The sequence below is a fragment of the Desulfuromonadaceae bacterium genome, assembly GCA_019429445.1.
GTDB lineage: Bacteria > Desulfobacterota > Desulfuromonadia > Desulfuromonadales > JAHYIW01 > JAHYIW01.
Window position 1 is genome coordinate 12,450 of the sequence record JAHYIW010000023.1, and the last position, 18,881, is coordinate 31,330.

At 57.7% G+C, this 18,881-nt stretch carries 25 protein-coding genes; 18 read left to right on the plus strand and 7 right to left on the minus strand.

The genetic code is table 11. The features are described 5' to 3' along the window. Positions 1 to 21: 21 nt before the first annotated feature. Together K0A93_10245 and K0A93_10250 are read right to left on the minus strand one after the other, a co-directional pair. On the minus strand, positions 22 to 447 hold the full coding sequence (locus K0A93_10245) for a HEPN domain-containing protein (protein MBW6512473.1): 426 nt from the start codon (positions 445 to 447) through the stop codon (positions 22 to 24). Then, positions 434 to 718, minus strand: coding sequence for a nucleotidyltransferase domain-containing protein (locus tag K0A93_10250; GenBank protein ID MBW6512474.1), 285 nt, complete (start codon positions 716 to 718; stop codon positions 434 to 436). The genes K0A93_10245 and K0A93_10250 overlap by 14 nt, the downstream gene beginning before the upstream one ends. Before the next feature lie 9 nt (positions 719 to 727). Here K0A93_10250 and K0A93_10255 point away from each other — a divergent pair, with 9 nt between their 5' ends. Next, complete coding sequence (locus K0A93_10255; protein MBW6512475.1) at positions 728 to 925, plus strand: hypothetical protein; 198 nt, start codon at positions 728 to 730, stop codon at positions 923 to 925. A gap of 77 nt (positions 926 to 1,002) precedes the next feature. Here K0A93_10255 and K0A93_10260 read toward each other — a convergent pair whose 3' ends face one another. Next, positions 1,003 to 1,509, minus strand: coding sequence for a DUF721 domain-containing protein (locus K0A93_10260; GenBank protein MBW6512476.1), 507 nt, complete (start codon positions 1,507 to 1,509; stop codon positions 1,003 to 1,005). Then, a complete protein-coding gene (locus tag K0A93_10265) occupies positions 1,506 to 1,736 on the minus strand; it encodes a hypothetical protein (GenBank protein MBW6512477.1) in 231 nt (76 codons plus the stop codon). Before K0A93_10265 ends, K0A93_10260 begins: the two co-directional genes overlap by 4 nt. Before the next feature lie 161 nt (positions 1,737 to 1,897). Here K0A93_10265 and K0A93_10270 point away from each other — a divergent pair, with 161 nt between their 5' ends. The 8 genes from K0A93_10270 to rplS all read left to right on the plus strand — a co-directional run bounded on the left by K0A93_10270 (position 1,898) and on the right by rplS (position 6,526). Then, positions 1,898 to 2,158, plus strand: a complete 261-nt coding sequence (locus tag K0A93_10270; protein MBW6512478.1) for a DUF3343 domain-containing protein — start codon at positions 1,898 to 1,900, stop codon at positions 2,156 to 2,158. Positions 2,159 to 2,247: 89 nt separating this feature from the next. After that, a complete protein-coding gene (gene ffh / locus K0A93_10275) occupies positions 2,248 to 3,600 on the plus strand; it encodes a signal recognition particle protein (protein MBW6512479.1) in 1,353 nt (450 codons plus the stop codon). Between the two features lie 149 nt (positions 3,601 to 3,749). Further along, positions 3,750 to 4,016, plus strand: coding sequence for a 30S ribosomal protein S16 (rpsP, locus tag K0A93_10280; protein ID MBW6512480.1), 267 nt, complete (start codon positions 3,750 to 3,752; stop codon positions 4,014 to 4,016). 41 nt (positions 4,017 to 4,057) lie between these two features. Next, on the plus strand, positions 4,058 to 4,291 hold the full coding sequence (locus tag K0A93_10285) for a KH domain-containing protein (protein MBW6512481.1): 234 nt from the start codon (positions 4,058 to 4,060) through the stop codon (positions 4,289 to 4,291). Then, on the plus strand, positions 4,288 to 4,827 hold the full coding sequence (rimM, locus tag K0A93_10290) for a ribosome maturation factor RimM (GenBank protein ID MBW6512482.1): 540 nt from the start codon (positions 4,288 to 4,290) through the stop codon (positions 4,825 to 4,827). Before K0A93_10285 ends, rimM begins: the two co-directional genes overlap by 4 nt. Further along, on the plus strand, positions 4,817 to 5,554 hold the full coding sequence (trmD, locus tag K0A93_10295) for a tRNA (guanosine(37)-N1)-methyltransferase TrmD (GenBank protein ID MBW6512483.1): 738 nt from the start codon (positions 4,817 to 4,819) through the stop codon (positions 5,552 to 5,554). The genes rimM and trmD overlap by 11 nt, the downstream gene beginning before the upstream one ends. After that, positions 5,554 to 6,123: an RNA methyltransferase gene (locus tag K0A93_10300; GenBank protein ID MBW6512484.1), complete on the plus strand. Its 570-nt coding sequence runs from the start codon at positions 5,554 to 5,556 to the stop codon at positions 6,121 to 6,123. The genes trmD and K0A93_10300 overlap by 1 nt, the downstream gene beginning before the upstream one ends. A 55-nt stretch (positions 6,124 to 6,178) precedes the next feature. After that, entirely contained in the window at positions 6,179 to 6,526 is a 348-nt protein-coding gene (gene rplS, locus K0A93_10305; protein ID MBW6512485.1) for a 50S ribosomal protein L19, read from the plus strand. Between the two features lie 344 nt (positions 6,527 to 6,870). Here rplS and K0A93_10310 read toward each other — a convergent pair whose 3' ends face one another. Continuing rightward, positions 6,871 to 7,071 carry a hypothetical protein gene (locus K0A93_10310; GenBank protein MBW6512486.1) on the minus strand — a complete coding sequence of 67 codons (201 nt, stop codon included), beginning with the start codon at positions 7,069 to 7,071 and terminating at the stop codon, positions 6,871 to 6,873. Positions 7,072 to 7,168: 97 nt separating this feature from the next. Between K0A93_10310 and K0A93_10315 the strand changes: the two genes are divergently transcribed. The 4 genes from K0A93_10315 to rsmI all read left to right on the plus strand — a co-directional run bounded on the left by K0A93_10315 (position 7,169) and on the right by rsmI (position 11,030). Next, complete coding sequence (locus tag K0A93_10315) at positions 7,169 to 7,810, plus strand: ribonuclease HII (GenBank protein ID MBW6512487.1); 642 nt, start codon at positions 7,169 to 7,171, stop codon at positions 7,808 to 7,810. Further along, positions 7,807 to 8,169: a YraN family protein gene (locus tag K0A93_10320; protein ID MBW6512488.1), complete on the plus strand. Its 363-nt coding sequence runs from the start codon at positions 7,807 to 7,809 to the stop codon at positions 8,167 to 8,169. Before K0A93_10315 ends, K0A93_10320 begins: the two co-directional genes overlap by 4 nt. Positions 8,170 to 8,247: 78 nt before the next feature. Then, a complete protein-coding gene (locus K0A93_10325; protein MBW6512489.1) occupies positions 8,248 to 10,197 on the plus strand; it encodes an NAD(+) synthase in 1,950 nt (649 codons plus the stop codon). Next, positions 10,194 to 11,030, plus strand: coding sequence for a 16S rRNA (cytidine(1402)-2'-O)-methyltransferase (gene rsmI, locus K0A93_10330; GenBank protein ID MBW6512490.1), 837 nt, complete (start codon positions 10,194 to 10,196; stop codon positions 11,028 to 11,030). The genes K0A93_10325 and rsmI overlap by 4 nt, the downstream gene beginning before the upstream one ends. A gap of 58 nt (positions 11,031 to 11,088) precedes the next feature. Here the strand turns inward: rsmI and K0A93_10335 are convergent, their stop codons facing one another. Beyond that, entirely contained in the window at positions 11,089 to 12,354 is a 1,266-nt protein-coding gene (locus tag K0A93_10335; protein MBW6512491.1) for a ParA family protein, read from the minus strand. 29 nt (positions 12,355 to 12,383) lie between these two features. After that, complete coding sequence (locus K0A93_10340; GenBank protein ID MBW6512492.1) at positions 12,384 to 14,315, minus strand: ATP-binding cassette domain-containing protein; 1,932 nt, start codon at positions 14,313 to 14,315, stop codon at positions 12,384 to 12,386. 276 nt (positions 14,316 to 14,591) lie between these two features. On the opposite strand from K0A93_10340, the gene K0A93_10345 reads away from it, so the two are divergent. The 5 genes from K0A93_10345 (at position 14,592) to K0A93_10365 (ending at position 18,846) form a co-directional block, all read left to right on the plus strand. Further along, positions 14,592 to 14,900: a helix-hairpin-helix domain-containing protein gene (locus K0A93_10345; GenBank protein MBW6512493.1), complete on the plus strand. Its 309-nt coding sequence runs from the start codon at positions 14,592 to 14,594 to the stop codon at positions 14,898 to 14,900. A 65-nt stretch (positions 14,901 to 14,965) separates the two neighbouring features. Beyond that, positions 14,966 to 15,286: a septum formation initiator family protein gene (locus K0A93_10350; GenBank protein ID MBW6512494.1), complete on the plus strand. Its 321-nt coding sequence runs from the start codon at positions 14,966 to 14,968 to the stop codon at positions 15,284 to 15,286. Between the two features lie 202 nt (positions 15,287 to 15,488). Then, a complete protein-coding gene (argS, locus tag K0A93_10355) occupies positions 15,489 to 17,153 on the plus strand; it encodes an arginine--tRNA ligase (GenBank protein MBW6512495.1) in 1,665 nt (554 codons plus the stop codon). A gap of 8 nt (positions 17,154 to 17,161) precedes the next feature. Further along, positions 17,162 to 17,827 (plus strand): SPOR domain-containing protein, encoded by a 666-nt coding sequence (locus K0A93_10360; GenBank protein MBW6512496.1) that lies wholly within the window; start codon positions 17,162 to 17,164, stop codon positions 17,825 to 17,827. Next, positions 17,824 to 18,846: a GDP-mannose 4,6-dehydratase gene (locus K0A93_10365; protein MBW6512497.1), complete on the plus strand. Its 1,023-nt coding sequence runs from the start codon at positions 17,824 to 17,826 to the stop codon at positions 18,844 to 18,846. Before K0A93_10360 ends, K0A93_10365 begins: the two co-directional genes overlap by 4 nt. Positions 18,847 to 18,881: the final 35 nt, after the last annotated feature.

An 18,881-nucleotide genomic window follows, 5' to 3' on the forward strand; every position in this document is an offset into this window, starting at 1 on the left:
ACCTTGAATGGATCGGGCACCCTATGGTGAAGGCGTGAAGCCCTCCTCGGTTAAAGCCTGTTTTACAAGCTCGCGAGTTTGCTCGGCAATGGCAATGGCGTGACGTGCTTCAGTAGCGCTGACTGGTTCGTCTACTCCCGGATAACGCGTTGTGATGGCATAGGGGGTGAGTGTTTCGGCTTCTGTCAGGGTGTCCGCCCAGCCTCTTTTTTGCTGGGCAAGTTCAATGAGACGACCAAGATTGTGGGTGAAGGGAAAATCTATTGAGTGCAGGACCAGATAGGCTTTCAGATATTTTTCGGCACACTGTTGGGCATGATAGGCAATGAGACGATAGGGGACGGAAGATTCCATGTGGAGACCGTGACGGGCCAGGAGCAGGTCCTCGTCACCGTATTCAATCCATTGACGGACTTTGTTGCAGATGTCGTGGTCAGTGGCGGACATAGAGAATTTTCCCCTCTTGCCACGCTGGTCTGGCGACGGTTCCCGAGATGTCCTTGTCGCGCTCGAATTCTTCAGGAGTAAGAATGACAATGTCGCGTGCAAAACCGCTGCCGCGAAGTGCGCGATCCATTTTTACCATCAGGTCACGGCGACTTCCATGTACTTCGGTGATAATCAAAAGGTCGACATCGCTGTGCTGGTCAGCATCGTTGCGGGCCTGAGAACCGAAAAGAATGATTTTTTCGGGTTGGAATGATTCAGCGAGTGTCAAGATGGCTGATTGCAAGGCTTGCTGAGTGACCATAAATTTCTCTTGCCGGTTGAAAAGGTTTTTAAAGCTGTCGAATTTGGCGACAGGAGCAAAGAGCAAAGAGCAAAGAGCAAAGAGCAAAGAGCAAAGAGCAAAGAGCAAAGAGCAAAGAGCAAAGAGCAAAGAGCAAAGAGCAAAGAGCAAAGAGCAAAGAGCAAAGAGCTGTAAATATCTTGTACGATGTTAACAATAAGACAAATGAACAGCGCTGACAACTGGAAAACATTATCCGCGCGTTTGCCTGGTCAGTCTGAAGTTTTACGACTTTTTGCGAGTCTCATCTGCAGTTCCAGCAGCTTGCCAAGCTCTTCGCGCAGGTCATCGTCTGCCAGGGCGGCCACGGTGTCTGTAACGTGTTCGCGTTCGGTGGCGGTTAATTGCGCCAGCGGCGGTTTGGGCGGTGGCGGGCTGACGGGGGGGGTAACCTGCCCGCGGCGGAAGAACAGGTCGTCAATCAGTTGTTCGCCGAGGCGGTCGTTGAGACGCTTGAGAATTTGCGGTTTGAGCAGTTGCAGCTGCTGCATCCATACCGGCTGGTCAACCCGGACCTCAAGAATGGCGTCGCGGATGCGCAGCGGGTGGGCATGGGTGGCGATCTGCGGGCCGACAACGTCATGCCAGAATTGCCACAGGCGGTAAGCGCGCAGTTTTTTCTGTCGCTCAGGGGGAGCGAAAAAATTGTTCAGCACCTCGCTGATGCCGGTAGGGGTATGAGAGCGGCGTGTCTCGCCGTCGTTCGCTGACGTATTCACGGTTTCTTGCAGCGGCTGCCGATAATCTGCCCGGCCACGGCCATGGCCACGGTCACGGGGATGATGTTCCAGGTAAACCCGAAATAAAGGCGCAAGGCAATGATGAAGGGGATCGACAGATGAATATACAGGAACCAGCGCCACGAATATTTTGGGGTGTCGTGGCGCAGATAGCCGAGCGGCAGGTTGGCAATAAATGCGAAGCCGAGTAAGGCGGTCAGGGGCATATAATGTGTAAAATCCAAAAAATACGACCAGTCAGATACGATTTAAATTTATAAAACAGAGCGTCAGGGTACAATGATCATTCGTCATCTGTCAATCTGATATGGCGGATAGTGTGGTCATCGGAAATGCTTTTTCCGGTCGAGTGCCGGGGGGTGGTAATATGGTTCGCGATAAAGATTTTGTCATTATTTTTCATTCGATGCATCGGGTGATGCAGGCGGAAAAGATTCTCAAACGCGCAAAGATCGATATCCTGCTGATTCCGGTGCCGCGTCAACTGTCATCCGATTGCGGGCTGGCCATTCGTTATACGCCGCTTGAGGCCGCGCGTGTCAAGGAGGCGCTGCGCGAAGCCGGGCTGTGCCCTGCTGAGTGTTATCAGTATGCGCAGCGCAAGTATCTTGCAGTGACCGCAGCTTGAGTGTCGTCCCGCGTTTTCCCTTGACAGCTATTTGACCCTCATCTATATTGCGTAATTCGCAAAACCAAGGGAGAGCGTGACGTTTCACCATGTTTGACAATCTTTCTGAAAAGCTCGATGGAGTCTTTAAGAAGCTGCGTGGTCGCGGCCACCTGAGTGAGGAAAATATTCAGGAGGCGCTGCGGGAAGTGCGGCTGGCGCTGCTCGAAGCCGATGTCAATTTCCGGGTGGTCAAGGATTTCATTGCCGCGGTGCGTGAGCGGGCGGTGGGGCAGGAGGTGCTGAAGAGCCTGACCCCGGCGCAACAGGTGGTCAAGGTGGTGCGCGAGGAGCTGGCCCTGCTGATGGGCGAGGGGCTCGACAATCGCCTCGATTTTGCCGCACGACCGCCGGTTGCGGTGATGCTGTGCGGTTTGCAGGGGGCGGGGAAAACCACCACCTGCGGCAAACTGGCGCTTAAGCTGCGCCGCGAGAAGCGCAACCCGTTGATGGTTCCGGCGGATGTTTATCGCCCGGCGGCGATTGAACAGCTCAACACCCTTGGCCGTCAGCTCGATATTGCGGTCTATGATGCCGGGGGTGAAAGCGACCCGGTGCGGATCTGTACCGCTGCGGCGCGTTATGCCGGGTTGCACGGTTTCGATACATTATTGCTCGATACTGCCGGTCGGCTGCACATCGACGATGCGTTGATGGGGGAGCTCGGGCGCATCAAGGCGGCGCTCGACCCGCGCGAGATCCTGCTGGTTGCAGATGCCATGACCGGGCAGGATGCGGTGAATGTGGCGCAGAGCTTCGACGAGCGGCTGTCGTTGACCGGGGTGGTGCTGACCAAGCTCGACGGCGATGCGCGTGGCGGTGCGGCGTTGTCGATTCGCGCGGTGACCGGCAAGCCGATCAAGCTGATCGGCATGGGAGAGAAGCTCGACGCTCTTGAAACCTTCCATGCGGATCGCATGGCCCAGCGGATTCTCGGCATGGGCGATGTCCTGTCGCTGATCGAGAAGGCGGAGGCCGCGTTTGATCAGGGCGAAGCAGCGGCGCTGGAACAACGCTTGCGCAAGGAGGGGTTGACCCTCGAAATGTTTCGTGATCAGCTGCGCACGGTGAAAAAAATGGGTTCGATGGAATCGCTGTTGAAAATGATTCCGGGGGCGGGAAAAGCCCTCAAGCAGGCCGGTGATATGCAGTTGCCTGACCAGGAGCTCAAAAAAATTGAAGCGATTATCAATTCGATGACGGTTCGCGAACGTCGCGACCACCGGATTCTCAACGGCTCACGGCGGCTGCGCATCGCCAACGGCAGCGGGACCCGGGTGCAGGACGTCAATCAATTGTTGAAAAAATTTACTGAAGCGCAAAAGATGATGAAAAAATTACAGAAGATGGGGCCCAAAGGGATACGCGGCATGTTCGGCTCGGGCGGCTCCCTCCCCTTTTAGTCAGGATGACCGGTTCGGGCACTTTATTTCTTTACCCCGGACAGGTGATATGGTAACAATCATATCTTTGTTTAACCATTTAATTACGAATGCATGAAAGTATTTCGCAGTATAGAGCGTGAGGCTCTCAGATCAGGAGGCACGAAAAGATGTCAGTTAAAATCAGACTCGCCCGTGGCGGCGCCAAGAAAAGACCGTTCTATCAGGTTGTGGTTGCCGACGAGCGGTTTCCCCGCGACGGTCGTTTTATTGAAAACCTGGGGCAGTACGACCCCAAACCCGAACCCCCGATGGTGACCCTGAACGAGGAACGGACACTTGACTGGCTGCAAAAAGGTGCTCAGCCGACCGATACGGTGCGGCGTTTGTTGCGCGCTAACGGGATTTGGGCGAAATTCAAGCAGCCGCAAGCATAAGGTTCGTTCCCTTCATTGTTTGACTTTGAAGGACGGTCCAGATGAAAGAGATGATTGGCTTCATTGCCAGATCACTGGTGGAAAACCCTGCTGCAGTTGTTGTTGATCAGGAGCAGGGTGCCGATGGTTCGGTGCTGGTCAAGCTCGGCGCAGCACGCGAAGACATGGGGCGCATTATCGGCAAACAGGGGCGCACGGCCAAGGCGATGCGCACCTTGCTGAACGCCAAAGCCACCCGTGAAAGCAAACGCGCTTCTCTGCAGATCATGGAATGATGGGCGAATCAAAACAGGAATTATTTCAGGTCGGTGTCGTAGTCGGAGTTCATGGACTGCGCGGCGACCTGAAAGTGCGTCCGCAGAGTGATGGTTCGACCATGATGCTCTCGGCACCAGCGCTCTGGTTGGCGCACCCCGGCGCAAAGCAGGAACGTTTTGTGCCGTTGCGTGCGTTGTTGCATAAAAAATATATTCTGTTGCGTTTCAAGGAAGCCGCGCAACCGGAAGAGGCGCAGCGCCTGGTTGGTTGCGAGATTTTCATGCCTTATGCCGATCTGCCGCCAGCGGGCGAGGATGAAGATTACTGGTTCGATCTTGAGGGGTTGACCGTTATCGACCGCCGTCGCGGTACAATCGGGCGTCTCGACGCGCTTTTTTCGACTGCGGCGCATGATGTCTATGTCGTGAACGGGCCATTTGGTGAAGTCATGATCCCGGCGGTGAAACAATTTGTGCGTGATATCGACCGCCAGGCAAAGACCATGCGGGTCGATTTGCCCGACGGGCTGGTGCCGGACGTTGCTGCGCTTTGATGTCCTGAGCCTCTTCCCGGCGATGTTTGTTTCCCCCTTTGCTGACAGTATTCTCGGCAAAGCACTTGAGCGTCGCTTGATCGCGCTGGTGACCCACAATCTGCGTGACTGGGCCACCGGGAAACATAAAACGACCGATGACACGCCCTACGGTGGCGGCGCCGGAATGGTGATCAAGCCGGAGCCGGTTGCCCGGGCGTTGTCTGATTTGCGCCAACTGAATCGATCGGCGCCGGTGTTGCTGATGACCCCCCAGGGGCGTCCGTTTGACCAGCGTGCAGCTGAACGACTTGCTGATGAGCCAGGTTTGATCTTTGTCTGCGGTCGCTATGAGGGGTTTGACGAACGCGTCCGGGGGATGGTCGATGCCGAATATTCACTCGGTGATTTTGTCCTGACTGGCGGTGAACTGGCGGCGATGACAATGATCGACGCGGTGGCCAGGCTGGCACCAGGGGTGCTGGGCAGCACCGGGAGTGCGGCGGATGATTCGTTCAGTGACGGCCTGCTGGAGTTCCCGCACTATACGCGCCCGGTCGAATTTGCCGGTCAGCGGGTGCCGGATATTTTGCTCTCGGGAAATCATGGCGAGATTGCCCGCTGGCGGCGTCGGGAGCAGCTGCGCCGGACATTGCAACGGCGTCCGGAACTGCTCGACAGCGCGGTCTTGAGTGCCAGCGACGCACAGCTGCTGGCTGAAGTGCGGCGCGAAGGCGAGGATGGCTGATGGCCGCTCCGCTGGCGCTGGCATTGATCCATTATCCGGTGCTCGATAAGCACGGGGATGTGATCACCTCGGCGGTGACCAATCTGGATATCCATGATATCGCGCGCACCGCCCGCACTTATGGCGTCGCCCGTTATTATCTGGTGACCCCGGCAGCGGAGCAGGTACGTGTTGTCGAGCGTATTTTGGCGCATTGGCAAACCGGGTACGGGGCAAGCTATAATCCGGATCGGGCCGAGGCGTTGGCGCTGGTTCGGGTGGTTGCCGATGTTGCCGCGGCGCTGGCTGATTTTGCCGCGTTGACACACGCCGCACCGCTGCCCGTTTTGACCGGGGCGCGGCGTACCGACGGTCTCTCCGTTCAGGCCTGTCGGGCATTGCGTGAACAGCAGCCGTTGCTCCTGTTGTTCGGCACCGGCTGGGGGTTGGCCGACAGCTTTTTCGCACACAACTGGCCGGTGCTGGAACCGGTACAGGGGGGTGGAGATTATAATCATTTACCGGTGCGCTCTGCCGTGGCAATCATCCTTGATCGCTTGCTGGCAGCGCCCGCGGCAGAGACAGTGTAAATATCACCAACGCGTTAGCGAGTCATCGAAACGGATCGCAATAGAGGAGGATATGATGAATATCATCAACAGTTTGGAACTGGAGCAGATGAAAAAAGGGATCACGGCATTCAAAGCTGGTGATACCTTGCGGGTTCATGTGCGGATTGTGGAAGGCGATAAAGAGCGGATTCAGGTTTTTCAGGGGGTTTGCATCAAGCGGGTCAACGCCGGCGTCGGCTCGTCCTTCACGGTCCGGAAGATTTCCGGCGGGGTTGGCGTCGAACGGATCTTCCCCCTGCATGGACCGGCGATCGACAAGATTGAGCGGGTGACGATTGGTCGCGTACGCCGCGCCAAGCTCTATTACTTGCGCAAGTTGCAGGGCAAGGCCGCGCGGATTCGCGAGAAGCGTTACGCGTGATAGTGCGTGTCTGTTGATAGAAAAGCCCCGGCGGTTGACGTCGGGGCTTTTCTTGTATCAGCTGGAGAAATTTTCAATCTTTAATCAGTGATGATGCTCTCGCAAAAACTCAAAGGATGGCTAAGCAAAAATTTCGTCCTCCAAGGCTTGGTGGCTTTTCAGGGGCGAAGGCCTACATCAGGTAGGTCGAGGTCCTGAAAAACCAGCGTAACACAGTAGGGCGGACTTTTTGCGACGCCATTAAGGCTTGGTGGTTTTTCAGGGGTGAAGGCCTGCATCAGGTAGGTCGAGGTCCTGAAAAACCAGCGTAACGCAGTAGGGCGGACTTTTTGCGACGCCATCAATCAGTGATGCGGGGCCATGTTTGCGGCGTGGGTTCCCGACTCGGGACAGGCGATAATATAGACAATGGCCGTACCAAGCAGCAGAAAGATACAGATCGTCCCCCATCCACCCTGTTTCATCACGGCGCGAAACTCGTTCCAGTCAATCATGAAAATCAGATAAAAGACGACCAGCAGTACAGAAAAAAATCCGGATAACATAGACTGTTTCCTCCTTTTAAAATTGGATTATGACAAAAAATCCGTCATTATATAACATTAACCGGCAGTTAAATCCAGTTGAAAGTTTTTTTACGCGATGACTTTACCTCTCTTCCCAACCGAATCGCCCTCGATGCTGCACTTTGAAAGCCAGGCACTGCGCCAGGGGTATCGCTGTGTTGCGGGGATCGATGAGGCCGGGCGGGGCCCGCTGGCCGGGCCGGTGGCCGTGGCGGCGGTTATTCTGCCTGCCCGGTTCGAACTGCCGGGGTTGACCGATTCGAAACAATTGAGTGAACGGGAACGGGAACGCCTGTTTGTGGAGATTCGTCGTCAGGCGCGCGCGGTTGGGGTGGCGCTGGGGTGGCCCGACGAGATTGAGCGCATCAATATCCTGCAAGCGACCTTGCGCACGATGGTCAGGGCGGTCGGGCGGCTGCGCTGCACACCGGATTATCTGCTCGTCGACGGGATATCACGGCTGCCGACGGCAATCCCGCAGCTGCCGTTAAAAAAAGGGGATGCACGATCCGTGTCGATCGCGGCGGCTTCGGTGATTGCCAAAGTGGTGCGCGATCGACTGATGGTCAACTACGACCGGCGTTTTCCCGGCTATGGTTTTGCTCAGCATAAAGGGTACGGCAGTCAGCAGCACCTGGCGGCGATTGCCGAACTTGGCCCCTGCCCGATTCACCGCAAAACGTTTCGCGGGGTGCGCGAGCATCTGGCTGGCTCATGACAGAGGCACGTCTGGCCCTCGGGCAGTGGGGGGAAGATCAGGCTGCACAGTGGTTGCAGGCACAGGGATTGCGCATCGTGGTGCGCAATTATCGCACCCCGGTGGGGGAAGTTGATATTATTGCGCGCGACAAAGCCACGTTGATTTTTGTCGAGGTCAAGACCCGTCGCGGGAATTATTTCGGCACCCCGCAGGAAGCGGTCGGACCACGCAAACAGCGGCAGATCATCCGCGCCGCGCAGTGGTATCTGGTGGCGGAAAAGGTGCGTGGCCTGCCTCTGCGTTTTGATGTTATCGCCATCCGCTATGGCACGTCGCCGGTTATCGAGCACATCCCCGACGCGTTTGCCATGCCCTGATGATCTCCGGTGCTTTTATTCTGGGTACGCTGATGCGCATATCCCATCCGCATCTTTTTTTGACAAGGACTGAGTCGTATGTTGACCTCGCTGAATTCTTTGGGCTTTTGTCGCGTTGCTGTTGCAACCCCCCCCCTGCGCGTCGCCGATGTTGCGTTTAATGTCGCCGCGTTAAAGACCCTGGCTGCCCAGGCCGGCGCGCACGGTTGCCGTCTGGTGGTCTTCCCCGAGTTGTGCCTGACCGGCTACACCTGTGCCGATCTCTTTTATCAGACCGCGCTGCTGGCGGCGGTTCACCCGGCACTGACTGAATTGGCGGCAGTGACTGCTGACGGCGGCCCGGCGCTGGCGGTCGGTGCGCCGCTGGTGCAGGACGGGCGGCTGTTCAACTGCGCGGTGGTGCTGGCGGGGGGGCGAGTGCTGGGCGCGGTACCGAAAACGTATCTTCCGAATACCCAGGAGTTTTACGAAGAACGCTGGTTTTCCTCGGCGCGCGAGCTGCACAACAGGACCATCCTGGCCGGTGATTGCGCGGTTCCCTGCGGCACCGACCTGCTCTTTACTGCCGCTGAACTCCCCGGTTGCACCGTCGGGGTAGAAATCTGTGAAGATCTCTGGGCGGTGACTCCGCCCAGCGCCGCGCAGGCGGCCGCTGGAGCGACCGTGCTGATCAACCTTTCCGCCAGCCCCGAAACCCTTGGCAAAGAGGCCTATCGCCGCGAATTGGTGCGTTCTCAATCAGGGCGCTGTCTGGCGGCCTATCTCTATGCTTCGGCCGGAGCGGGGGAATCGACGACCGATCTGGTCTACGCCGGACATTCACTGATTGCCGAGAACGGGGTGCTGCTCAACGAAAGCGCGCGTTTCGAATTCTCCGCCCAGTTAACGGTTGCCGATATCGATGTCGAGCGGCTCAACAACGAACGCCGCCGCAATAACAGTTTTGCCGATGCCGCGACCAGCGACACGGTTTTTCGCCGTCTGCCACTGCACTTGGGGGGCGATTCTGCCCGACAACTGGAACGCGCTGTGGCGCGCACCCCGTTCGTTCCAGCGGGGGTGACCGAGCGTGCGCAACGTTGTCGCGATGTCTTTGCTATCCAGACGACGGCGCTTTCCCGGCGGCTCGACCATACGGCGGCGCGCAGTGCGGTCATCGGAATTTCGGGAGGGCTTGATTCGACCCTGGCGCTGCTGGTGACGGTCAAATCGTTTGCCCGACTGGGCAAGGATCTGCACGATATTGTCGCGGTGACGATGCCCGGTCCGGGGACGACACAACGGACCCGGAACAACGCTGAACAGTTGGCTGAACTGCTCGGTGTCACCCTGCGCACCGTGCCGATCGGCCCGGCGGTCAGCCAGCATTTTGCTGATATTGGCCACGATCCCAACAAGCATGATGTTGTTTTTGAAAATGCCCAGGCGCGCGAGCGCACCCAGATTCTGATGGATATCGCCAACCAGAGTGGCGGGATTGTCATCGGCACCGGTGACCTGTCGGAACTGGCGCTTGGCTGGTGTACCTACAATGCCGACCATATGTCGATGTACGGGGTCAACGCCGGGGTCCCGAAAACACTGGTTCGCTATCTGATCGACTGGTGTGCCGAGGCGGAATTTTCCGCCGCGATTGCCGCGATTCTGTACGATATCGCGGCGACGCCGGTGTCTCCCGAATTGCTCCCCCCGAACGCGTCTGGTGAGATTTCCCAGAAGACTGAAGAGACGGTCGGGCCTTACGAACTGCACGATTTTTTCCTTTTTCAGGTGGTGCGCATGCAGTTTGCGCCGCGCAAGGTGCTGTTCCTCGCGGCGCAGGCGTTCGGCGATGATTATCCGCCGGCGGTGCTCAAGCACTGGTTAGGCATCTTCTACCAGCGTTTTTTCAGCCAGCAGTTCAAACGCTCCTGCCTCCCCGACGGGCCGAAGATCGGTAGTGTGGCGTTGTCGCCGCGCGGCGACTGGCGCATGCCGAGTGACGCCGTTGCGGACTTGTGGCTCCGGGAATTGAACGAACTGTCATGAGCGGCACCCTCTACGTTGTTGCCACGCCGATCGGCAATCTTGAAGATATCACCCTGCGTGCCCTGCGGATCCTCAAGGAGGTCGATCTGATTGCCGCCGAAGATACCCGTCACAGCCGCAAGCTGCTGAACCACTTCGCGATCACTACAACCATGGTCGCTTTCCACGAACACAACGAACGCGACAAAACCGCCAACCTTATCGATCAACTCACTGCGGGAAAATCGATCGCGTTGATTTCCGATGCCGGTACGCCGACGATTGCCGATCCCGGCTACCGTCTGATCAGCGCCGTACGCGCGGCGGGGTTGCCTGTTGCTGCGGTGCCCGGCCCGTCCGCGATCATTGCTGCATTGTCGGTTGCCGGTTTGCCGACCGACAGTTTTCAGTTCCTCGGCTTTTTGCCTGCCAAGGCATCTGCCCGCAGCAAGGTGCTGGAGGGGCTACGTGGCGAACAACGCACCACCGTCTGCTATGAGACTCCCCATCGTCTGCTCAAGGCTTTGACCGACCTTCACGACATTCTCGGTCCGGAGTGCGAGGTAGTGGTGGTGCGCGAACTGACCAAAATTCATGAGGAAGTGGTACGTGGCCCGGTGCGGGAGGTGCTGACAGAGTTTTCCGCACGGGAAAAGGTCCGCGGCGAGATTGTTCTGTTGCTTGGCGCCGCGCCCGTGGTGGTCTCTGCCGATAACTGGCGGGAAAGCTTGCGAGAGCGGTTGGCCGCTGGCGCTGAAACCCCGAAGCAGAGTGTGAAGTTTATTGCCAAAGAATTCGGTGTGCCGAGCGATGAAGTCTATCGCTATGTATTGGCCTTGCGTAATGATGAATAATTTTCCAAAGGACCGCTGGTCTGCTTGCGTGGCAGGTCGCGTGGGCAGGACGGGGCGATTATTTTTCTCGTTCCAGAACCGATCGTGTCAATTGTCGCCGCAGCGTGCCGAGTCGGCGGTATTCCAGGTCGTGCAGTCCGTTGCGTGGGGGGTTGCCGGTGAGATGGAAGATAACTACTTCGCGGTAGAATTCTGTGGGCACGCGCCCGGTGACACTGCGCAGCACCGCGAGCAGACGGTCCTTTTCCGGCAGTTGGCTGCGGCTTAATTCCTCCCCTGCGGCGGAGAACAGGTGCAGATGATATTCCGTTGCACCACCGAACAGTCCCGCCCCTTCGACGCGGATAACCAGATGCATTTCGGGGGTCATCTCGATTTCCATTGTGCTTTCGAAAAAAAGTGACCAGAAGCAGTCGGGGTGAATGAATCCGCGTTGACGACTGCGCAGGTCGTGCCAGAAAATTCCTTCATCTCCGGCGGCCTGTCGGGCACAGCCGGGGCATTCGAGTAGCAGGCGGCGCTGGCGTCCCGAGAGGTCGGGGGGTGGCGCGCATTTTGCCGGAGCAGCATCGAAGCGCTCAAGAACAAAATCTGCCAATGCTTTGAATTGCAGATGGGCGCTGGTGGACCGGGCGTGGGTCAGGACCGGGTAAATCCGGCTGGCGAAGTTGGTGGTCAGGCTCTCGACCTTGGGACTCTTCGGAATGAAGGCGTCGATCACCTGATACTCCCGTTCGCGGGCGGAATCGACAAGGAATTCGTGCATGCCGATGTTTTCACGTAATTTGAGCCGCGCATCGATCAGGCTCGGGATGATCCAGAGCGCCGCCGGATCGCCGCCGTCGGCGCTCAGCAGCGCCCGTAACGACGCCGCGTTGACCAGTGAGGGACGATCCTTGATCGGCACCAGGGCAAGGTCGGCAGCGAGCAGGGCACTGCGGGTGAAGTAGTCGAGAATCGGACGGGTGTCGAGGATCAGAATGCCGTCAAGTTCCGAGCAAAGGAGGGCGCGATCGAGGGTGCGGTGATCATCGTCAGGAGGCGTCAGGTTGCGCTCGGAGGTGAAGTATTGCACGCCGTATTCGCCGAGGGTGACCAGCTCTTCGGCGGGTTCGGCTCCAAAAAACGCGGCCACCGAATGCCCTGGATGGCGACCGATGGCGAACATGTTGTCAACGCTGAAATGGTTGTCGAACGATGCGATGGTGACCGGCAGATCCTCGCGCAAGGCTTTGATGTAGACGGCGAGATTGGTGGCGATGGTGGTTTTGCCGACGCCCCCTTTTTCGCTGGCGACGGTGATGACGAACGGGGCGTTGCGCATCGGTATTCCCCTTTGTCGAACGGGTGCGATTATCCGGTTGCGGCGAGCTGTAAATCTTCCCAGCGGGTGTAAAGTGCTGTCAACTCATCCTTGAGCGTTTCGTAAGCCGCCGAGGTGGTGCGCCAGCGCACGGCGTCCTGATAGAGTGCCGGGTCGGCCATCTGCTGTTCCAGCGCTGCTTGTTCACCTTCCTTGCGCTCGATTGTCGCTTCCAACTGTTCAAGTTCCTTCTGCCGTTTTTTCTCGGCGCGCTGGGCATCTTTGCGAACGGCGTGGTCGCGACGCCGCTCGTCCTTGTCGGCGGCGGGTTCATTCTCGCGCGAGTCACCGTCACGCTGTTCCACGCGCTGCCGTGAGTGGCTGAGGTCGCCACCGCGTTCCTTGGTACGCAAAAAATCGGCATAGTTGCCGAGGTGCGCGGTCGCGCGGCCATCACCGACCTCGATGACCCGCGTCGCCAGTTTGTCGACGAAATAACGATCGTGGGAAACAAAAACCAGTGTGCCTTTGAAGTGCTTGAGGGAGTCGAGCAGGACCGCTTTTGATTGCAGGTCGAGGTGGTTGGTTGGTTCGTCAAGGAGCAGCAGGTTGGCCGGACGCAGCAGCAGCATCGCCAGGGCCAGCCGGTTACGTTCCCCGCCGGAGAGAACCTTGACACGTTTATGCACATCGTCGCCGGAGAAGAGGAAGGTGCCGAGGATGTCGCGCAGTCGGGGCACCATGTCGAATGGCGCCGCCGCGCTGATCTGCTCCAGCACACTTTTGTCTCCGTCGAGGGTGCGGGCCTGATCCTGGGCAAAGTAGGCCAGCTGCAGGTTATGTCCTTCAACGCGCTTGCCGTGTAGCGGAAGTTCGACCCCCGACAACATCCGCATCAAGGTTGATTTGCCTGCACCGTTGGCACCAACCAGGGCGATGCGTTCCCCTTTTTCAACGCTCAGATTGATCTCGTCAAGGACCTTCAGCTCGCCGTAGTGCTGGGCTGCGGCGTGTAGCTCAACGGCGGTACGACCGCCCTTGGGCGGATCGGGAAAACGAAAATAGATGCGTTTGCGGGCCGGGGGGGCAATGATCCGCTCCACTTTTTCCAGTTGCTTGACGCGGCTCTGCACCAGCGCGGCTTTGTTGGCATTGAAGCGAAATTTGTTGATGAACGCCTCGGTTTTGGCGATTTCTTCATCCTGACGTGCTTTGGCCGCTTGCAGCTCCGCGACCCGCCGTTCGCGTTCGATCAGATATCGACTGTAATTTCCGGGGTACTCGGTCAGCTTGCCGTTCCAGATTTCAACGATCCGGCTGACCACCCGGTCGAGAAAGTAGCGGTCATGGGAAACCAGGATGACGGCGTGCGGGTAGCTGATCAGATAGGCTTCGAGCCACTCGCGAGCGGGGAGGTCGAGATGGTTGGTCGGTTCGTCGAGGAGGAGCAGGGTGGGGCGTTGCAGGAGCAGTTTGGCAAGGGCGATACGCATCTGCCAGCCGCCGGAAAAGTGCGCGCACGGCTTCCCCCAATCATCTTCACTGAAGCCGAGCCCTTTGAGGATCTTGCCGATTTCCGCTTCTATCTCATAGCCGCCGCGCTGCTTGAAAAGCTCTTGCGCCTCGGCGTAGCGATCCATGTCGGCTTGCCGGTGGTCGGTCGATATTCGCTTTTCAAGGCAACCGAGTTCCTGCTCCAATGCGAGCAGCTCGGCGAGCGCCGAACGTACTTCCTCAAAGAGCGAGCTGCCGGTGTGGTTAAGCCCTTCCTGCGGCAGATATCCGAAGGTTGTCCCCTTCGCCGCCTGCACCGCACCGCCGTCGTATTCGTAGCGCCCGGCAAGAAGTTTGAGCAGGGTCGTTTTCCCCGCGCCGTTCTCGCCGCACAGGCCGATTTTATCGGTCGGACGAACATGCCAGTCGATGTTGTCGAAGATTGCCCGGTCGGCAAAATGTTTGGTAATATTTCTCAATTGCAGCATGGCGCTGTTATAGCACAGTCGCCGCCAGGGGGGAAGTCGGGAATGATGCGTCTGGTTGCAGTGACGGCATGATTATGGTGACGCCCCTGACCGCAAGTGGCTTTTGGCAGAGGTGGGAATTTTGTTGACCTGTTGCCGCTCACTGTGATTAAATTGCCCTTATCTCCGGGGCTTAACCGCCCCGATACGTCGCGTCCGCGACGAAAGGAGGTCAGTGAGGGGACGACGGGTCGGGTCGCTTAGGTCACCAATAACCTAACCTCGATGGAGGGTAAAATGAAAAGACTATTTGTTGGTTTGTTACTGAGTGTGTTGCTGGTCGGCTTGCCGTCGCTGGGAGTGTCGGCCGATAAGCCTTTGGCCGAGAATCAACTGGCCGCAGCCAAAGTGGCAACAGTTAACCTGAATACCGCGACCGTGCAGGAGCTTAAAGCCCTGCCGGGGGTCGGTAAGGTGACTGCGGAGCAAATTTTTTCCTACCGTGAAGAACACGGCAAATTCAGCTCTGTTGATGAATTATTGAGAGTCAAAGGGATTGGCAAAAAGTCGCTGGAGAAATTTCGCGATCTGGTGAGTCTGGAATAGCAGCAGGGGCCCCGGCATCTTCAAAGCTTTGGGGATGCCGGGTTTTTCTTCATGACGGGATGTGCATGGTTAACGCACCGCAACAAGCGCAACGGGGACGGTTTGGCTGGTCACGCTGGCAGTATGTGTTGCTGGCGATGATCGTTGTTCAGGCTCTCTCTGGAGATCGTGGTCTGGTTGCTGCGTACAAGACCGGTCTTTATCGCACCGAGCTGGCGCACAAGGTCACCGCGTTACGGGCTGAAAATGACCGCCAGCGCCAGGAAATCCAGTCACTGCTGCATGATTGTAATTACCTCGAATCGATTGCCCGGAAAGAACTCGGGATGGTGCGTGAGGATGAAATCGTTTACCAGTTTGCCCGCGACGAGGTGCCGCGTAAATAGTATTTTCGGCGGTGTCAGCGAATCAAGCAGTATATTTTGTGCCCCGGCCAGCGTCGGGGTTTTTTGTTGTGTGCGTTTACACGGCTTGACAGTTTTGTTGCGGAAGAGCTAGCATGCACCGTTGTTGTTATTTAAGATAATGGCTGAAAAAGAACTCATCAACAATCGATCAAAATCGATCTTAGCAAAGAAGAAGTGACCCATGAAGGAACGGCTTAGAACCTGTGTAAATAACGCGCTCAAGCGCTGCTATGCCGAAGGCTCCCTGAACTCCGGCGAATACCCTCATTTTGTTGTCGAAATTCCGGCACATTCGGAACACGGTGATTTTGCCGTGAACGTCGCGCTGGCGCTGGCCCGCGCTGAAAAACAGGCACCGCGCAAGATTGCGGAGATTCTGGTCGCGGCGCTGGACAGGGGTGACGGTCTGTGGGACCGGCTGGACATTGCCGGGCCAGGCTTTATCAACTTCCATCTTGCGCAAAACTGCTGGTATGCCGTTCTCGATGAGATCATCACCCAGGGGGAGCGTTACGGGTGCAGTGAGGTTGGTGGCGGGGCGAAGGTACAGATCGAATTTGTCAGTGCCAACCCGACCGGGCCGCTCCACATCGGCCATGGCCGTGGCGCGGCCACGGGGGATGCCGCCGCCCGGATGCTGGCGGCTGCCGGTTACGCTGTGCAACGCGAATACTATATCAACGATGCGGGGAATCAGGTGGTGATTCTCGGGCGTTCGATCTGGATGCGGTTGCGTGAGTTGTGCGGCGCGACGATCGAGTTCCCCGAGGACGGCTATCATGGCGATTATATTCGCGATATCGCAGTCAAATTGCGCGCCGCACAGGGGGATGCCGCGCTCCGCCTGGCGGAGGCTGAGGCGATTGAGGTGTGTGGTCGCTTCGGTATGGAGTACGTGATTGCCTGGATCAAGCGCGATCTTCAGACATTCGGGGTTCGATTTGACAACTGGTACAGCGAAAAAAGCCTTTACGATCGCGACCTGGTGCAGACCGAGTTGAATACGCTGCGCGACAAGGGGCTGACCTTTGAGCAGGACGGGGCGCTCTGGTTTCGCACCACCACCTACGGTGACGATAAGGATCGGGTGCTGATCCGTTCTGACGGGATGCCGACCTATTTTGCTTCCGATGTTGCCTATCACATGGAAAAGTTTGAGCGCGGCTTCAGCCGGGTGATCGACGTTTGGGGTGCTGACCACCATGGCTATGTACCGCGAATGAAAGCGGTACTGGAGGGACTTGGCCACGAACCGGACGACCTGCGGGTGTTGCTGATTCAGATGGTCAACCTGCTGCGTGACGGGCAGCCGGTGGCGATGGGCAAACGTTCGGGTGAATTTGTGACGCTGCGTGATGTTATCGATGAGGTTGGTAGCGATGCCTGCCGTTATTTCTTTCTGATGCGGCGTTCCGACAGCCCGCTTGATTTTGATCTGGAGTTGGCGAAGCAGCAGAGCAATGACAATCCGGTCTACTATGTCCAGTATGCCCATGCGCGCGTTTGTAGTATCAATCGCACTGCGGCAGAGCTGGGGATGACCGTGCCGACTGCCGCGCAGGTCGATTTTACCCACTTGCAACTTCCCGAAGAGGTGAGCCTGGCAAAGTTGTTGGCGCGTTTTCCTGAAACGGTTGCGGGGGCGGCCGAAAGTCTCGAACCGCACCGGGTGGTTTACTATCTTCAGGAGTTGGGAACGCTCTTCCACAGTTACTACAACAAGTGCCGGATCATCGGTGATGATCCGGCAACCAGCCATGCCCGCCTCTATCTGGTCAACAGTGTGAGAATTGTGCTGGCCAACGCTCTCGGCCTGCTCGGCGTCTCCGCGCCGGAACGGATGTAGGGGGCAGCATGGCGCGACGTGTTGTGGTTACCCGTGCAGGGGGGCGTGAAAAACGCCGGGGGTTGCTGGCGCTGGCGTTTGTTGCCGTTGCGGCGCTCAGTTTTGTGTTTGGTGTGATGGTTGGAAGCAACGACAGTGAACCGGAAATCACGGCACCACCGCGGGTGGCGATTTTGCCGCCGACGGGGAACCCGGCCGATCCGGTCGGTGATCAGCTGACATTTTACAACAATCTGCCGCGCGGCGAGCAGACCCCTCTGGGTAGCGGCATCAACCCGCCACCGCCGGGGACTGAACCGGCGGCACTCAAGGCGCCCACGCCCGCTGTGGTGAAACCAGCAGTAGTCGTCGCTGAAGTGAACAAAACAACCGCACCGGCAGTTGTGCCGGTGGCCACATCGACGGTGAAAGAGGGGGTAACTTCAGCGCCGGACACCACTCTCTATCTGGTGCAGGCCGCTTCGTTCCGTGAGCGGGTCGGGGCCGAGGCCCTGGCAAAAAAGATGCATAAATTGCAGATTGCAACCTTCGTACAGGCCGCTGACCTGGGTGATAAAGGGCAATGGTTCCGGGTCTATTCGGGGCCCTTCGTCGGCAAAGCGGCAGCCGACCAGGCGGTAAAAATCATGCGCAAAGAGTTCAAGCTCAGTCCGGTGGTCAGGAAACAGTCATGATCGATAGCGCCGCACTACTGGTCACCGGCGGGGCCGGGTTCATCGGCTCTCACCTCTGTGAAGCCTTGCTCAAGCAGGGGAAACGCGTGGTGATTCTTGACAACTTCAACGACTTTTATGCTCCGCAGCAAAAGCGCGCCAATCTTGCTGCGATTGAACGTTGCGCTGCGGCGAGCAGTGGCGAGCTGGTGACGGTCGAGGGCGATATCCGGGTGATGACCGATGTCGACCAGGCGTTTACTGCCTTGAACATGTCCCCCGAATGCTGCACCGTGGTCCATCTCGCGGCGATGGCCGGCGTACGGCCATCGATCGACAACCCGCGTCTCTACAACGAGGTCAATATCGGCGGCACCCTGAATATTCTTGAAGCGTGCCGCACCTGGCGGGTCAAGCGTATCGCCTTTGCGTCATCTTCGTCGGTTTACGGCAATAATAAAAAGGTGCCGTTTGCCGAAGTCGACCCGGTTGATCGACCGATCTCTCCTTACGCGGTCACCAAAAAAGCCGGGGAATTGTTCTGTCACAACTATCATCATCTTTATCAGTTGTCGGTTGCCTGCCTGCGTTTCTTTACCGTTTACGGACCGCGCCAGCGTCCCGATCTGGCGATTCACAAATTTACCCGGCTGCTGGCGGCTGATCAGCCGTTACCATTCTTCGGTGATGGCAGCAGCCGCCGCGATTACACCTACGTTAGCGATACCTTGCTGGGGATTCTCGGTGCATTGCGCTGGCTGGAGCAGGATCTGCCGTGCTACGATATCTTCAACCTCGGCGAGGCGCAGACGGTCACTCTGGCACGGTTGGTTGGATTGCTGGAGCAGGCACTCGACAAACCGGCGGTCTTGAACCGGCTACCGCTGCAACCGGGGGATGTGGACTGTACCTATGCCGATATCACCAAGGCGCAAGCGGTGCTGGGGTATGTGCCGCAGGTCAAGGTGGAAGAGGGGATACCACTCTTTATTGAATGGTTCAACCGTACCAGTAAAGGGCATCTTCCGCCTTTGACTTGAGCCCGGACAACCACAGTTGACAACGGGGAAGATTT

Coding starts and splice junctions, on each gene's coding strand:
- K0A93_10300 (MBW6512484.1), top strand. CDS start 5,554: ATGGCCGCTCCGCTGGCGCTGGCATTGATCCATTATCCGGTGCTCGAT.
- K0A93_10325 (MBW6512489.1), top strand. CDS start 8,248: ATGTTGACCTCGCTGAATTCTTTGGGCTTTTGTCGCGTTGCTGTTGCA.
- K0A93_10270 (MBW6512478.1), top strand. CDS start 1,898: ATGGTTCGCGATAAAGATTTTGTCATTATTTTTCATTCGATGCATCGG.
- K0A93_10265 (MBW6512477.1), bottom strand. CDS start 1,736: ATGCCCCTGACCGCCTTACTCGGCTTCGCATTTATTGCCAACCTGCCG.
- K0A93_10360 (MBW6512496.1), top strand. CDS start 17,162: ATGGCGCGACGTGTTGTGGTTACCCGTGCAGGGGGGCGTGAAAAACGC.
- rimM (MBW6512482.1), top strand. CDS start 4,288: ATGATGGGCGAATCAAAACAGGAATTATTTCAGGTCGGTGTCGTAGTC.
- K0A93_10345 (MBW6512493.1), top strand. CDS start 14,592: ATGAAAAGACTATTTGTTGGTTTGTTACTGAGTGTGTTGCTGGTCGGC.
- K0A93_10245 (MBW6512473.1), bottom strand. CDS start 447: ATGTCCGCCACTGACCACGACATCTGCAACAAAGTCCGTCAATGGATT.
- rsmI (MBW6512490.1), top strand. CDS start 10,194: ATGAGCGGCACCCTCTACGTTGTTGCCACGCCGATCGGCAATCTTGAA.
- K0A93_10340 (MBW6512492.1), bottom strand. CDS start 14,315: ATGCTGCAATTGAGAAATATTACCAAACATTTTGCCGACCGGGCAATC.
- K0A93_10285 (MBW6512481.1), top strand. CDS start 4,058: ATGAAAGAGATGATTGGCTTCATTGCCAGATCACTGGTGGAAAACCCT.
- K0A93_10315 (MBW6512487.1), top strand. CDS start 7,169: ATGACTTTACCTCTCTTCCCAACCGAATCGCCCTCGATGCTGCACTTT.
- K0A93_10350 (MBW6512494.1), top strand. CDS start 14,966: ATGGTTAACGCACCGCAACAAGCGCAACGGGGACGGTTTGGCTGGTCA.
- K0A93_10335 (MBW6512491.1), bottom strand. CDS start 12,354: ATGCGCAACGCCCCGTTCGTCATCACCGTCGCCAGCGAAAAAGGGGGC.
- K0A93_10320 (MBW6512488.1), top strand. CDS start 7,807: ATGACAGAGGCACGTCTGGCCCTCGGGCAGTGGGGGGAAGATCAGGCT.
- rplS (MBW6512485.1), top strand. CDS start 6,179: ATGAATATCATCAACAGTTTGGAACTGGAGCAGATGAAAAAAGGGATC.
- K0A93_10365 (MBW6512497.1), top strand. CDS start 17,824: ATGATCGATAGCGCCGCACTACTGGTCACCGGCGGGGCCGGGTTCATC.
- K0A93_10310 (MBW6512486.1), bottom strand. CDS start 7,071: ATGTTATCCGGATTTTTTTCTGTACTGCTGGTCGTCTTTTATCTGATT.
- ffh (MBW6512479.1), top strand. CDS start 2,248: ATGTTTGACAATCTTTCTGAAAAGCTCGATGGAGTCTTTAAGAAGCTG.
- rpsP (MBW6512480.1), top strand. CDS start 3,750: ATGTCAGTTAAAATCAGACTCGCCCGTGGCGGCGCCAAGAAAAGACCG.
- argS (MBW6512495.1), top strand. CDS start 15,489: ATGAAGGAACGGCTTAGAACCTGTGTAAATAACGCGCTCAAGCGCTGC.